Genomic DNA, 14781 nt, shown 5'->3' with positions numbered 1-14781 from the left:
TACTTTTGATGGAGAACGAAATACTAGAATTCAGCTACAAAGTAGTCGTCAATGGCGAAGAGCAATATGCGATATGGCCATTGCATCTGAGCAATCCAGAAGGCTGGAGCAATGCCGGCAAGAGTGGGACGAAGGAAGAATGCCTAGCTTATGTGAAGGAAGTATGGAGCGACCTGACGCCCTTAAGCCTGCGTCAAGCATGAAGTTGTTCCAGCCATCTGTGCGTTGCGCATGGATCGGCGTTCGGTCCAAGAAGAGCTTGAGCGTATTGCCCGCCTGCTATTGAAGTAGTAGAGCGAAGGGTTCCCAATTACACAGCTTTGCCGGGCGTTGTTCGTAAACAGGGAGCATCATGCATTGTACAGCGAGCCTGTTAATGAGCACGTTCGGATGTTCTATTTGATTGGGATGGGCAAAAAGGTTAGGGTTAGCCATTTCGAATGGTTAACCCTTTTTAATGCAATTGTCGACTATGGATTTGGGTAACTATGATTCAATAACAATTATTATGTTAACAAAGGGATGCTAATCAGATAAATGATAGAGAATCATCTCCTAGGTTACCTATGAGATGTACGATTGATGGTGGTCATTACATGCGAATGGTCGTATATTATTAGTATGTGGATTATGAGAGAGAACATGGACCACATTACGCAATGATAAACGATTCTACATAGAAGGAAGGGGAAAAAAATGGATTTTCAACCGCTTGTTTCATTTGTTGACCGTATCACTTCCTGGCGAGTTCCGTGGGCAGAGGTACTGGTGATGTATCAAAATGATACCGTTTTCCGTTACCGTAGCGGCTATGCTAACCTGGAGGAACAGACGCCAATCGGTGATAGAGCGATCTTCAATCTCTACTCCATGACGAAAATAATGACCTGCGTGGCGGCGCTTCAACTGGTGGAGAGAGGCGATATGCTGCTAAGTGATCCGGTTTCCGACTATCTGCCGGAGTATGCCGAGATGACGGTGAGGAAAACTTTGCCGAACGGGGAAATTAGGCTTGAAAAAGCAACCCGTCTCATTACGGTACGCGACTTATTTACGATGACTGCGGGGTTCTCCTATGATATAGGTACTCCAACTTTTAAGGAAGCTGTGCATAGCACGAACGGAACATTACCGACACGTGATTTTGCGAAAGCGCTTGCCAAGGACCCCCTTTTGTTTGAGCCAGGCACGCATTGGAACTACAGCATGTGCCACGATGTGCTCGGGGCATTGGTGGAGGTTGTCAGCGGAAGACGCTTTGGTACGTATCTGCGAGAAGAAATCACCGGACCACTTGGCATGAACGATACAGCGTTCGATCTGAACGATGAACAGCGGACCCGACTAATTCCGCAGTATATGTACAATGACGAGCTTGAAAAAGCCGTACGTATGGATGGAAACGGGTACCGGATTGGTAGCGAATTTGAGAGTGGTGGCGCCGGATTGTTGTCCACAGTTAGTGATTACTCACTGTTCCTGAACGCACTGACTGGGTACGGCACGAGTCCGGAAGGCGTGCGGATTCTGTCACAAGCCTCGGTGGAACTGATGCGCAAGGACCATCTGAACGAGCAGACCCGCGGCGATTATTCATGGGATCACATGAGTGGATACGGGTATGGCCTTGGTGTCCGTACTCATGTCTCCCAGTCATTAAGCGGCTCACTGAGCCCGCTCGGCGAATTCGGATGGAGCGGCGCTGCCGGGTGCATGGCTATCATTGACCCGGATTCCAAGCTTACCGTTATGTATGCGCAGCACCTTCTGAACAATCAGGAGCCTTACGTTCAGCGACGCTTGCGAAATGTCGTGTACTCCTGCTTGTAATGTGGAAGCTGGAGTCTTAGCGCGGCATATCGTTTGATTCGTATCGCGGGACAAGAGTTTGGTTACCGACCATTGTCATTCAAGACAAGACGTTCGATGTTTTCTCTGAAAACTTGAACGAGATAAGAAAGCCCCTGCAGGGTTATGCCAATTTATTTGATGCGCATCCTCCGTTCCAGATTGATGGAAACTTCGGTGTGACATATGACAAAGCACTTCTAAGCCAGGTTTAATGACCTGTTTAGAAGTGCTTTTTGATTAGTAGCAGCCTTTCTTCAGAATTTCTTTAGAAAAATTCTTATAGGTTCCTTAGTTTTGACTGGTATTCTTCATCTATGGAATTTGAGATGAGGAGGGTCAACATGATCAGCGAGACATTCATGCATTTAATTGATCAATATGGGTATTTTATTTTCTTAGTTGCCTTTTCTCTAGGGCCTTTCGGAATCCCAATACCAAACGAAATATCAATATTAACTGGCGCTTTTCTGAGTAGTAAAGGTACCTTAAATCCTTGGGTAACCTATTTAGTTATATTGCTTGGACTGTTAATAGCTGTAACCGTGTCTTATTTCATGGGAAAAGTCTTTGGGAAACATTTTAAAGAAAAAATAGAAAAAAACCGTTACTTTCAAAAAGCTCAAACCATCTTGCAGCGACACGGAAATTGGGCAATGGTCATTGGTTTTTTCCTTCCTGTGGTCAGGTATATTATGCCTATGCTTGTTGGGTTAGGTAATGTCAAATTCAGAACATTCATTCTCATTTCCTATTCGAGTGCTTTATTGTGGACAGCGACGTTTTTTGTTATCGGAAGATTTTTCATCATCCCATTATTATAAATTTGAGTCAGTTGAAAAATCGTTTATCCGAGAAGTTCAGTTTAGGCAGTATCGATTTTGTCCTCCTTAATTTCCCGCGTGCTTTCGTTTATACTTGTCGTAAAGAGCAAAAAGATAACCATGAGAAAGGGAGCAATATATAATGAACACGGTCCTTATTGTAGATGATGATTCAGAAATTCGAGATATCATACATGTTTATCTCCGCAATGAAGGGTATTTTGTTCTTGAAGCGGAAAACGGCTTAGAAGCGCTACATGTCATCCAAACAAACTTAGTCCAGTTGGTCATTTTGGATGTTATGATGCCTAAACTAGATGGCATTCACACTTGTCTCAAAATAAGGGAGTCTTATGACGTTCCCATCATTATGCTTTCGGCTAAGCAGGAAGATATTGATAAGATTACAGGGCTTACAACAGGGGCAGACGATTATATGATTAAGCCTTTTAACCCCTTGGAATTACTTGCAAGGGTCAAGGCGCAATTTCGGCGAAGTTCAATGAAAAATAAAGAAGAAATCCAAGCTGTCACTCACCTCAAGGATCTCGTCATTGATAAAGTCAAACATTCCGTATTGTTAAGAGGAAAAGAACTTTCGTTAACTCCGTTGGAGTTTGGCATTCTAGAATTGCTCGCAAGTTACCCTGGACAAGTATTCAGCTCGGAAAAAATTTACGAAAGTGTGTGGAAAGAACCGTATGGTTATTCAGATAATACTGTGATGGTCCATATTCGCAACTTGCGGGAGAAAATAGAAATAGTTCCAAGAGCACCTCAATATATTAAGACGGTATGGGGAGTTGGCTATAAAATTGACAAATAAAGTACATAAAAGAAAAAGTAAAATTCAGATCAATATTTTATTGAATTCCGTTTTTAGTTTTTTTATTTCCATTATCCTAACATCGGTTCTGCAGTACTGTGCTTATCTTGCTAGTGTAGCTGTAAGCGAAATATTAGCATACCTTACTGTTCCAATGTTTACAGGAATTTTCGTTTCTACTTTTTTTATTTTGACACGGCGAATTGTCTCAGATCTTATTACATTGGAGAAAGGGCTTCAAATTATTTCGGAAGGAGATTTAGATTACCGGGTACCTGTCGTTCGAAAAGATGAGCTCGGAAGGGTTGCGCTAAATATCAATTTAATGGCTGAACGTTTACAACAGCAGATCGCTAAAGAGAGGGAGGTTGAAAGATCTAAAATGGAATTAATCTCCGGCATTTCTCATGATTTGCGAACGCCTCTTACTAGTATTATTGGCTATATTGAATTGTTACGAAACGATTTATTTCAATCAAAAGATGAATATCGGCGATTTATTCAAAATACGTTTAATAAAGCCATTCATTTAAAGAGCATGCTCGACGATTTGTTTGAATACACTAGGCTTACTTCGAGTGAAACGCGTTTGGATCTTAAAAGAATTAATGTGTGTAAACTTCTGGAACAATTGCTTTTTGAGTTTGAACCGATCGCTCAAGAAAATGGAATAACGGTTGCAAAAAAAATCGGGAATCCTCCTATTTTCACTCTTCTTGATAGTGAGAAAATCGCCAGAGCCATTGATAATTTGCTTATGAATGCCCTTAAATACTCTTTAAAACCTGGAACTGTTAGCATTAACATAGAATCAGACGCTTCAAACGCTTTTATCGCGATAGAAAATAAAGGGAATCCACTTACACCAGAACAAGAAAACAATTTGTTTGAACGTTTTTATAAAGTTGACGAAGCTCGTAGTACAGAAGGTATTCAGACTGGAGCTGGATTAGGTCTTTCCATTGCCAGAAACATTATTGAATTGCATGGGGGAACCTTAAAACTCAATCATAAAGATGGCAACTTCAAGTTTATCTTAGGACTGCCTATAAATAATTATTCCGATAATGAACAATAAGATTTCTGAATAATTACCTCCCGACTAGAATGATAATGTTCTATGTCCCGTAAGACTCATTGTTCAAAATAGCCTAAATCTAGGAGTCAATAACAGGTAAACCTCACTTTCGAGTAAAGTGGGGCTGTTTAACGTTTTCTGAATAAACATCGCATCAATTCATCTGATGCCATGGAATCTTTACTGGGGTAATACTTTGAGGAATTACGTATGTAAAGGTCAATGCTCACGTATATGCGTTTAATGATGGTTCTGCAGCATTACATGAGCATCTAGGCTTCGTTCATGAGGGAATCCAAGGCTTACCGCTATTTTTATTATTAGGAAAGTCAATATTAGGTAGTTTCATTTTACAAGCCGCCAACTAGCGGCTTTTTTTGTTAGGGAAAGTATGTTGAATTTGCGTTTAGCTGACTTCTTATTTCTTTCGAAAAATATAAACAAATGATGGAGGGAAATTCCAGCGAACAAACTCACTTTTTTCGAGGATCAGTTGCTCGGCAAATTTCTTTTTCATTCGACGAGAGCAATGATAGGCAACTAAATATCCGCCTGGCCTGAGTGCTTTAATAATCTGATGTAGTATATTTTCCTTGATTCCATTTGAAAAATTAGAAAATGGTAATCCAGAAATAATACAGTCAAGCTGATGAACGCTTTCTTGATTCATTTTTTTTATTAAATAGGATGCATTAGAATGGAACATGGAGCCCGGGTATTTTACTTTTAGGTTCTCCCTCATTTTTTTGTCTCTTTCAAACAAAAACAACTTTGCGGAATCAGTTAGATGTGTATTAATGTGCGTTGTTATGGCACCAGTGCCTGATCCAAGCTCTGCGATTGCCTTAACTTCATTCCAAGGTATGGACTGTACAGTTTTAGCTGCAAGAAATCTTGAACTGGGAAAAATACCTCCTACTCGCTTTGGATTTTTAAGAAATCCTTGAGTGAAGTGCACTCCTTAGAATAGACCTTGGAATAAACCCTTGGTTTATCCGATTAAATTCTAAGGGGTGCACTTTTATGTAAGCAAAAAAAGGACAGAAGTTAAACATTTTCCTAAGTTACTGAAACAGAATGCCATTCTGGTGCTATCGAAAACCGTAGAACATTTAGGCGTACAAGATAAAGGTCAAATTAAGATTTGGATGAGGAAATGTAGTGAAGGCGGTCACGAAGCATTTGAAGACAAGCGAGGAGAAACTCATTAGCTGATTACTGGGCTACGTTCTTTCGGGATTCTGTAATATACATAAAGTCGGAATCATGCTAGTCAAGTCGGAATTTTAGCATTGTTTTCATAGGTTGGAGTAAGCTATAATCAAAAATTAAAATAAGCGCAAGGGGGCTAATTATGAGACCGTCTCATCGACAATGGCAGTTTTCCATTTATAAGCGGTTAATCATAGCCTTTATCATTGCCACCATTCCAATTTATATTTTGGCAGGCATCTTGTATAGCTGGGCGACGGGCATGCTTAGACAGGATATCGTAAATTCGGCTGAAACGCAGTCCGAAAACTACATTAGGGAGCTAAATGGCACGTTTAAGCGGTTTAATTCCCTGCAATACGATATGATGAACGACATGTATTTGGTTCAGCTCGTTAATGCGTATGATATTTTAGAATCGTATCGAAAAATTGAATTGATTAACTTTCTCCGCGCAAAGCTTGTCTCCATTCGGAACAGCAGTGACTTGATCTTTGACGTCCGGTTGTATTTATCATCGATACATGTGGAAATATCGGCGGTAGACGGGTATGGTGAGCTCAAGAAAAACGCGGTTCCGGCAGAAAAACTGAAAAATCCTTATAATGTGATCTCGTACAAAAACAAGCTGCTTATCGTCGCTTTTCCGCTTGATAGCTCACTCAGCGGGACACCGGAGCTTGTCGTGGAAATCGAATTGCGGGCTACTGAGTTGAAACGGAGTCTAAAGGCTGCAGCAGAACGCGACTTTACGGGAGCAATGGTGCTTGGCCTCAGCAGCAGTTCAGACAGGATCATATCTGTCAAAAAATCAGAGCTTTCTCGATTAATGGAACAGAGTTATGCTTCTAACGTGGATGCGGAGAAACTGACGGAGGGTTCATTTTCCGACAAGGCTGAAGATTATATTTATGTGCGCTCAGTTGACAAGGAAAGCGGCATTTTTTTGGATCATTTTCTGTACAAGCCAACCATGTTTCGATCTGTCATTCCGTATATTCAATGGTTTTGGTTGTTTTTTGCTGCCACCATTATTATGGTAGGGCTCTATCTCTTCTATATTAACCGGGTCATAAACAAACCATTGGTTAAAATCGTGCGCGCGTTCAAACGAGTAGAGGAAGGGAACCTTGATCTGAATATTAGGCATCACAAGGATGATGAGTTTGGTTTTTTGTACGAACGCTTTAATGAAATGCTTGTTAATCTCCAAATATCGATTGATGAAGTGTACAACCAGCAAATCCATCGGCAGAATGCGGAGTTAAAGCAGCTGCAATCGCAAATCAATCCTCATTTTCTCTATAATTGCCTGTTCAGTATTATTCGGTTGATCAAGATGCAAAAAGAGGATGAGGCCGTGCAGTTTACAAATCAGCTCGCGAAATATTTTCAGTTTATTACACGTAATACAAGGGATACGGTCCCTTTAGAGAATGAAGCTGCACATGCTCGAAACTATGTCATGTTACAGCTAGCACGTTTCTCTGACCGGGTGACCATCGATTTTGGAGACATTCCGGAGAGGCTGAAGCCCATATCCGTACCGCGCCTGATCATACAGCCGCTTGTCGAAAATGCATTTGTACACGGACTTGAAAATGTGACAGAGGGCGGTCTTCTGCGGGTTTCTTTTGTTGAGCAGGCTGGTAAAGCGATCATTGTGGTTGAAGACAACGGGGAAGCTAGCGAGGAAGGGCTGGAGAAGCTGCAGGCATTACTATCAGAGGAGCAGGAGGCTGCGGAGGTTACGGGAACATTAAATGTGCATAGAAGATTGAGATATAGCTTTGGGCTCGGAAGTGGTTTGCAGGTAGAAAGAAGTGAGCTTGGCGGCCTAAAGGTTAAAATGATCATTGAGTGGGACGGAGAGATGGCGTATGTACCGAATGCTGATCGTAGATGATGAAAAGCTGCTGCTCGATGGCTTGTATGAATTGTTTTTGGAGTCTGAAGGGCATCGCCTTGAGCTTTATAAAGCCTCTAGCGCCATTGATGCATTGACTGTGATGTCGCAGCAAAGAATCGATATTTTGATGTCGGACATCAAAATGCCGAAAATGACTGGTTTGGAGCTGGGGGACCGAGTAAAGCAAAGTTGGCCGGAATGCAAGCTGATTTTCCTAACGGGCTTTGACGAATTTGACTATGTGCACCACGCCATAAACAATGGAGCCCAAAATTATATATTGAAATCCGAGGGAGACGAAGCGATCGTAGAGGCAGTTCGCAATACGGTGGCGGAGCTTGATGAGCAAATGGCTGTTGAAACCCTGCTCAAGCAGGCTGTGGAAACGCAGCGACAGCAGGCCGTTCATCATCGCTCCTTGATGCTTTCTGATGTGCTTGATGGACTTCAGCCTTTAGAAGAGCTATCTCAAACAACGATTGATCTGTTCGGAATCAGGCTAATGGCGAATAAGCCGCTTATTATGGTGGCTGCGCGGCTGGATCTGGCGTCGAGTGCCTTGCGGTTTTCTGAGAAAGAGCTGATGTTGACCGCGCTTCATTCGGTCTGCGTTCGGTATTTATCAGGCTATGTAAATATGATGGATGTCGTTTATAATCGGGAATATTATGTATTGTTCCTGCAGGCGCAAGAAAATACGCCCCCTCATCCCGAGGGATTGAGGACATTTTTGCAAGGCTCGCTGGAGACCATTCAAAAAACGGTGGAAAAATCAACCGGGCGTACCTTTTCTTTTGCGTACACAGATAACGCAGTCGATTGGGAAGGAGTGGCAAGGCAATTCACTACTCTGAAAGCGCTGCTCTCCCAATATTACGCGGAAAAGCAGATTATCGTTACGGACAAAAATCTGCCGTATGATGCTCAATCGAATGATGAGGAAGTACGCGGCTTCATCGATGTTTTTCACAAAAAAGCAAATGCGCTTGATCTCTATTTGGAAACAGGCAAGCGAGAGGAAGTACAGGCAATCGTTGCTGAGCTGAGCATGTATTCAAGCTGGCCTGCCATCGATGAAATCAGATATATAGAGCTGTATTCTGCAGTCGCGCTGCGTTTTTTGTCGGCTGCAAACAAATACGGCCTGGATCGCGACCCGCTAGCAGGGCCGCATGTCTCTAAGTTGCTTCATTCAGCAGCACTTCCTGAGCGAAGTGACGGCATTATTTTGCTTGAACATATGATTAATGTTTTTGAGAGCCATCATAATGCACAATCCTCCCGCTTGCGCGGCGATGTGCTCGGAGTGGTTCATACGTACATTGAGATGCATTTGGATGGCGATCTGTCCATGACGCACTTGGCGGAATTGGTTTATTTGAATCCGGATTATTTATCTCGTTTATTTAAGCAAGCCAAAGGCATAACGATTAGTGAATACATTGCCGTTCTGAAAATTCAAAGAGCCAAAGAGCTGCTTTCCGAGCCGCAATTGCTTATACAGGATATAGCCAAGTCGCTGGGCTTTACGTCAGCTGGCTATTTCAGCCGCTTCTTCAAGAAGGAAACAGGTCAAACGCCGCAGGAGTTTCGGACAAGCGGGTAAAACAGACATCAAACGGCGCAGACGAAAGGTGAAGGGAATTGGTTTATTTGAATAAAAGATTAGCCCGTGCGGTTCTAACTCTACTCATCATGTTGATTGGTTTATCGGCTTGTAGCGGAATCTCAGTGACCATAGACAAAAGTGAGGACCCAAGCGAGAATGGTCATGAAGCTGCTCCTCTCATAACTCTGACAACTGGCGTCGGAATAAGCGATGTGATTGCGTCGGAGTTTTCGGAATCGAAGTGGGAGAATAGTGTTTGGTTGCAAGCGTACCGACAGGAGCTGGGAATTAATGTGAAAGCGGCATGGTATACCAAAGGTATGGAAGCCGCCAGACAAAAAGTCAGCGTCGCGATAGCTTCGGGCAAAATACCCGATGTGATTGCCGTTAATCAAGAACAGCTGTCTGCCTTATCCAAAACAAGCTTGTTTACGGATTTAACGGATATATTCGAGCAATACGCATCGCCGCTAACGAAATCGATTATAAGCGCAGATGATCTACGGGGCTTGGAGTCAGCGACCTTTGATGGAAAGCTTATTGCGATTCCTGGGCTAAACTCAGCCATTGACGGTGCTTCTTTCCTATGGATTCGCAAAGATTGGCTGGACCGGCTCGGGTTGCAGGTGCCTAGTACGACAGAGGAGCTCTATGATGTGATTCGTGCTTTTACACTGCGGGACCCGGATGGCAATGGCAAGCAGGACACGGTGGGTCTAGCGCTCAGCAACTCTTTTTTAAATACGGGTTTGGCTGAGGCGATTGGCCTATTTAATGCGTTTGATGCGTATCCTAAAATATGGGTTGAAGGGGAGAAGGGGAAACTTGTTTATGGGAGTGTACAGGCGGAAGTAAAGCCTGCGCTTGCCTTTCTAAACAAGCTGTTCGAAGAAGGGCTGATGGAGACGGATTTTGCCGCAAAGGATTCCGGAAGAGCAGGCGAGCTTGTAGCCAGCGGGAAAGTTGGCGTTATGTTTGGCTCCATGTGGAACGGGATGTATCCGATGCAGTTGACTAAAGACAATGATGCGGATTCCGACTGGCGGGCATATCCGATCGTTTCATTGGATGAGCAGCCTGCCAATCCGCAGGTCAAGCTCAATGTAGAGAACTATTATGTCGTACGCAGCGGCTATGCTCATCCGGAAGCGCTATTGAAATTGATCAATTTCTGGACGGAGCTTAATTACGGTGATACAACCCAAGAAAGATTTGACCATTTCCTTGGACCTTTACCTGCTCCAGGGCATCATTATGCGGTGGCAAAGGTATGGAAAGTAGAGAAAAACCTCCAAGCCCATTTGAAAATTATGGAGGCATTCCAGACAGGAAATCATACCATTTTGAACGCTGAAGAAAAAGGTTATTACGATAATATTCTCAAGTACCAGGCAGGGGATAATTCCAAAGCCCAATATGAGAAAGTATTTGGCAGCACAGGCTCTTACGCGGTCATGAATGATTACAAGCAGCGAAATCTATTTAAGATGGATGAATTTTATGGAGCTTCAACAGATGCCATGAATACCCGACTTCTAACGGTGGATCAGTTGGTAGAAGAATATTACACAAAGGCAATAATGGGAGTAGAGTCCCTCGATGGGTTTCAAGCCTTCATCGCCAAGCTGAACAAAATTGGTTTGGATGACGCAACAAGAGAAGTGAATAAGTGGAAATCTGGTAAGCTATAACATGTGAGTAAGGAAGAAGCTGGAAGCGTTCTCGAGATAAGAGGCTCAGCTTCTTTTTTTTGCGTTCACAGCGATTAGGAAGTCGGTAGAGTGCAAGAAATCTCGGAATTTTGAAATCGTTTTCTTTTTGTGCGAAGTGTAAGATGAACTTGTAAGCATTTCGCGATAAACAGAGGGGGAGCAAGCATGATGAAGAAAAATAGGAATGTGTATTCTACAGCAGCAGTCGTACTTTTAAGTGTATCTCTTCTAGCAGGGTGCACGGGTAATGGCAGCAATACGGCTAATAACGGACAGGCAACAAACGGGGGCAGTAATGGGGCTGCAGTAGACAATACGCCCGTAGATCCGACAGCAAAGTTCGATCCTCCTGTTGAACTTACGGTTGGCGTGATGATTGGTGATCCAATTGCCGACGGTTTTACAGAGGAGAAATGGGAAAACAGCGAGTGGATCAAAGCCTATCGCGATGAGCTTGGCATAGAGATCAAGCCGCTATGGTATACCAAAGGTGCTGATGCCGGTAAACAGAAAATAAGCGTAGCGATTGCTTCTGGCGATATTCCGGATTTGCTGGCCGTAAGCCAAGAGCAGCTGGCAACGCTTTCCAAGACCGATATGTATGAGGATTTAACGAATATTTATGATCAATATGCTACACCGCTTACTAAGGAGATTATTACGGAGGAAGGCAATTCCGCATTGGAATCCGCAACCTTTGGCGGCAAGTTGATTGCAATTCCCGGAACAAACTCGGCCATCGACGGCGCTTCCTTCTTGTGGGCCCGTCAAGACTGGTTGGATAAGCTAGGCTTGCAGGTTCCGAAAACGACAGATGAGCTTTATAAAGTAATGAAAGCGTTTGTTGAGCAGGACCCGGACGGCAATGGCAAGAAGGACACAGTGGGCATGATGCTGAACAGAGATTTCTTGATGCCAGGCGTAGCTGAAGCACTTGGTATTTTCAACGCATTTGATGCTTATCCGAAAGCTTGGGTTCGCGGAGCTGATGGCAAGCTTGTATACGGAAGCGCACAGCCGGAAGTGAAGGACGCACTCGTTTATTTGAACAAGCTGTATAAGGAAGGATTGATTGAAAAGGATTTTGGAGCGAAGGATTCAAGCAAAGCTGCTGAACTTGCCGCTTCTGGCCGTGTTGGCATTAATATTGGGGCGATGTGGAATGGGATGTTCCCACTGCAGCAAACAATCGATAATTTTCCGAGTGCCAACTGGCTTGCACATCCGATTGTTTCCAAGGATGACCAACCTGCTAATCCGCAAATTAAGCTGAACGTGGAAAACTATTTTGTTGTACGCAAAGGGTATGAGCATCCGGAAGCTATTATGAAGCTGTTGAATTTCTGGACGGACTTGAATTACGGCGATACGACACAAGCGGAGTTCGATAAATTTATGGGACCTGAGCCTGCTCCCGGCCACCACTATGCGGTTGCAAAAGCATGGAAAGCGCAGAAGAACTTGCAGGCGCATCTTAAAATTGTTGAAGCGTTCAAAACAGGCGATGCCTCTAAGCTGAATGCAGAAGAAAAAGGCTACTATGATAATATCGAGAAGTTTAAAGCGGGTGACAATGCGAATGCTCAATTTGAAAAGGTGTTTGGCGAGACAGGCTCCTTCAAATCGATGAATGAGTACGTAGAAAACAACTTATTTAAAATGGATGAATTTTACGGCGCTTCTACAGATGCGATGAAAAACCGATTGAAAACCATTGAACAAGCAGTAGTAGAGTACTATACGAAAGTGATTATGGGCTCGGATTCGGTAGACAATTTCGAAAAATTTGTTGAGCAGCTAAATAAGCTGGGGTTGGAAGATGTGACGAAGGAAGTTAACGATTGGGACGCAGCTAAGAAATAAATGAAGGCGGAGGGGCAACTCTAGTCCCTCCTTATTTTTATTCAGATGGATGGAGTGTATGCAATTATGGAAATGAAAGGAATCCGCAAACGCCGGTTTTCCACTGGTGCTTATCATATGATGCTTTTGCCAGCGGTCATCCTTGTGCTTATTTACAGCTATGGACCAATCATGGGTATTGCCATCGCGTTTCAGGATTTTGTTCCTTCTCGCGGCTGGTTTGGTTCAGAGTGGATTGGACTCGAAAATTTCAAATATGTGTTTGGGATGCCTGACACGATGAAGGTAATCGGTAATACTTTACTGATTTCGTTTATGAAAATTATCGTAGGCATTATTTTTCCGCTGACGCTTGCCATATTGTTAAATGAAGTGAAAAATGTCTTATTCAAAAGATCGGTTCAAACGATTGTCTATATGCCTTATTTTCTATCTTGGATTATTTTATCAGGCATCCTCATTGATATTCTTTCGCCGTCAGGTGGCATTATAAATAACTTCCTTCAATTTCTGGGTATGGAGCCTATCTATTTTCTCGGTGAAGGGGGCTGGTTCCGTTTCATTATTGTAGCCTCTCATATATGGAAGGAATTAGGTTTTGATACGATTGTTTATCTTGCTGCTATATTGAGCATCGACAAGTCGTTGTATGAAGCAGCAGCCCTTGACGGGGCAGGTCATATGAAGCAAGCCTGGCATATTACACTGCCGGGCATGAGGCCAATTATCGTGCTGCTAAGCGTGCTTAGTCTCGGAAATGTTTTGAATGCCGGCTTCGATCAGGTATTTAATTTATATAGTCCGCAAGTGTATTCCAGCGGGGACATTCTGGATACTTACGTGTTTCGGATCGGGATGGAGCAAATGCAATATGGCGTAGCGACCGCTGTTGGATTATTTAAATCGGTCGTGTCGCTCATCTTTATATGTGTTTCTTATTTGCTGGCCTACAGAATTGCCAACTATCGCATCTTTTAAAGAAAGGGAGGTACTCTCACGATGATCGAACGGCGCACGCCTTCTAGAGTTTTATTTTTGTACGCGAATTATGCTTTTTTGACGCTATTTTCACTAACTTGCCTCTTCCCTATCCTTCATATGGCGGCGATGTCGCTGAGCAGCAACTCAGCAGTCACGGCTGGTTGGGTGACGATTTGGCCAGTTGGCTTTAACCTCGATTCATACAAATATATATTTGGTAATCATATCTTTCTACAGACGGTGATTGTCTCTTTTGAGCGTTTGTTTCTAGGCGTATCGATTAGCCTCATTCTCACCGTACTGGCTGCTTATCCATTATCTAAGTCAAACTTGAAATTCCGTTCGAGAACGATTTATTCCTGGTATTTTGTTATCACGATGATCTTCAATGGCGGATTAATCCCGACCTTTATGGTTGTCAAAGAGACAGGTCTTATGGATTCCATTTGGGCACTTGTTATTCCTTCAGCAGTAAATGTATTCAATATCGTGCTCATGCTCAATTTCTTCCGTACGCAGCCGATTGAGCTGGAAGAATCTGCTCAAATGGACGGAGCTGGTGTATGGCGGACGCTTTGGAGCATCTATTTGCCGATCTCGAAGCCTTCCTTGGCTACGATCGCATTGTTTACAATCATTTTTCATTGGAATTCTTGGTTTGATGGCATGATTTATATGAATTCACCTTCTAATTACCCGTTGCAAACGTATTTAAGAACGGTCATCGTCGCTAGAGATTTAACGAATATGAATGCAAGCGATCTCTCGTTAATCGCCAATATTTCAAATCGGACGGTGCTTGCAGCACAGCTATTTGTTTCCATGCTGCCAGTCCTTTGCATTTATCCTTTCCTGCAAAAATATTTTGTTAAAGGTCTTGTTCTGGGAAGCGTGAAAGGTTAGCCAATTTTGTAACGAT

13 protein-coding genes are annotated in these 14781 nt (G+C 43.1%); 12 read left to right on the top strand and 1 reads right to left on the bottom strand.

The window, feature by feature from the left end; all coding sequences use genetic code 11:
* The first annotated feature begins 8 nt into the window (after positions 1 to 8).
* From AC6B99_RS12340 to AC6B99_RS12315, 6 genes are all read left to right on the top strand, one after another.
* Complete coding sequence (locus AC6B99_RS12340; RefSeq protein WP_056040389.1) at positions 9 to 203, top strand: MbtH family protein; 195 nt, start codon at positions 9 to 11, stop codon at positions 201 to 203.
* Positions 204 to 696: 493 nt separating this feature from the next.
* Complete coding sequence (locus AC6B99_RS12335) at positions 697 to 1830, top strand: serine hydrolase domain-containing protein (RefSeq protein ID WP_496663449.1); 1134 nt, start codon at positions 697 to 699, stop codon at positions 1828 to 1830.
* Between the two features lie 26 nt (positions 1831 to 1856).
* Entirely contained in the window at positions 1857 to 2063 is a 207-nt protein-coding gene (locus tag AC6B99_RS12330; protein WP_496663491.1) for a glycosyl hydrolase family 95 catalytic domain-containing protein, read from the top strand.
* Positions 2064 to 2192: 129 nt separating this feature from the next.
* Positions 2193 to 2672 carry a VTT domain-containing protein gene (locus AC6B99_RS12325; RefSeq protein ID WP_494860345.1) on the top strand — a complete coding sequence of 160 codons (480 nt, stop codon included), beginning with the start codon at positions 2193 to 2195 and terminating at the stop codon, positions 2670 to 2672.
* Between the two features lie 142 nt (positions 2673 to 2814).
* The gene (locus AC6B99_RS12320) at positions 2815 to 3498 is read left to right on the top strand and encodes a response regulator transcription factor (protein ID WP_056040384.1); all 684 of its coding nucleotides are present in this window, start codon (positions 2815 to 2817) and stop codon (positions 3496 to 3498) included.
* Positions 3488 to 4576: a sensor histidine kinase gene (locus AC6B99_RS12315; protein ID WP_155973422.1), complete on the top strand. Its 1089-nt coding sequence runs from the start codon at positions 3488 to 3490 to the stop codon at positions 4574 to 4576. Before AC6B99_RS12320 ends, AC6B99_RS12315 begins: the two co-directional genes overlap by 11 nt.
* 418 nt (positions 4577 to 4994) lie before the next feature.
* Here AC6B99_RS12315 and AC6B99_RS12310 read toward each other — a convergent pair whose 3' ends face one another.
* A complete protein-coding gene (locus tag AC6B99_RS12310) occupies positions 4995 to 5534 on the bottom strand; it encodes a class I SAM-dependent methyltransferase (protein ID WP_056040382.1) in 540 nt (179 codons plus the stop codon).
* 396 nt (positions 5535 to 5930) lie between these two features.
* Between AC6B99_RS12310 and AC6B99_RS12305 the strand changes: the two genes are divergently transcribed.
* The 6 genes from AC6B99_RS12305 to AC6B99_RS12280 all read left to right on the top strand — a co-directional run bounded on the left by AC6B99_RS12305 (position 5931) and on the right by AC6B99_RS12280 (position 14765).
* Complete coding sequence (locus AC6B99_RS12305; protein WP_056040380.1) at positions 5931 to 7694, top strand: sensor histidine kinase; 1764 nt, start codon at positions 5931 to 5933, stop codon at positions 7692 to 7694.
* The gene (locus AC6B99_RS12300) at positions 7669 to 9303 is read left to right on the top strand and encodes a response regulator transcription factor (protein WP_056040377.1); all 1635 of its coding nucleotides are present in this window, start codon (positions 7669 to 7671) and stop codon (positions 9301 to 9303) included. The genes AC6B99_RS12305 and AC6B99_RS12300 overlap by 26 nt, the downstream gene beginning before the upstream one ends.
* 263 nt (positions 9304 to 9566) lie before the next feature.
* Positions 9567 to 10997, top strand: coding sequence for an extracellular solute-binding protein (locus AC6B99_RS12295; protein WP_056040375.1), 1431 nt, complete (start codon positions 9567 to 9569; stop codon positions 10995 to 10997).
* Positions 10998 to 11183: 186 nt separating this feature from the next.
* The gene (locus tag AC6B99_RS12290) at positions 11184 to 12881 is read left to right on the top strand and encodes an extracellular solute-binding protein (protein WP_056040373.1); all 1698 of its coding nucleotides are present in this window, start codon (positions 11184 to 11186) and stop codon (positions 12879 to 12881) included.
* A gap of 72 nt (positions 12882 to 12953) precedes the next feature.
* A complete protein-coding gene (locus AC6B99_RS12285; RefSeq protein WP_494860724.1) occupies positions 12954 to 13859 on the top strand; it encodes an ABC transporter permease subunit in 906 nt (301 codons plus the stop codon).
* 21 nt (positions 13860 to 13880) lie between these two features.
* Positions 13881 to 14765, top strand: coding sequence for a carbohydrate ABC transporter permease (locus AC6B99_RS12280; protein WP_056040371.1), 885 nt, complete (start codon positions 13881 to 13883; stop codon positions 14763 to 14765).
* The last annotated feature ends 16 nt before the right edge of the window (positions 14766 to 14781 follow it).

Source organism: Paenibacillus liaoningensis, assembly GCF_059609455.1.
Note: the sequence above shows the minus strand (reverse complement) of the source record. Positions and strands in the feature narration are given on the sequence as shown.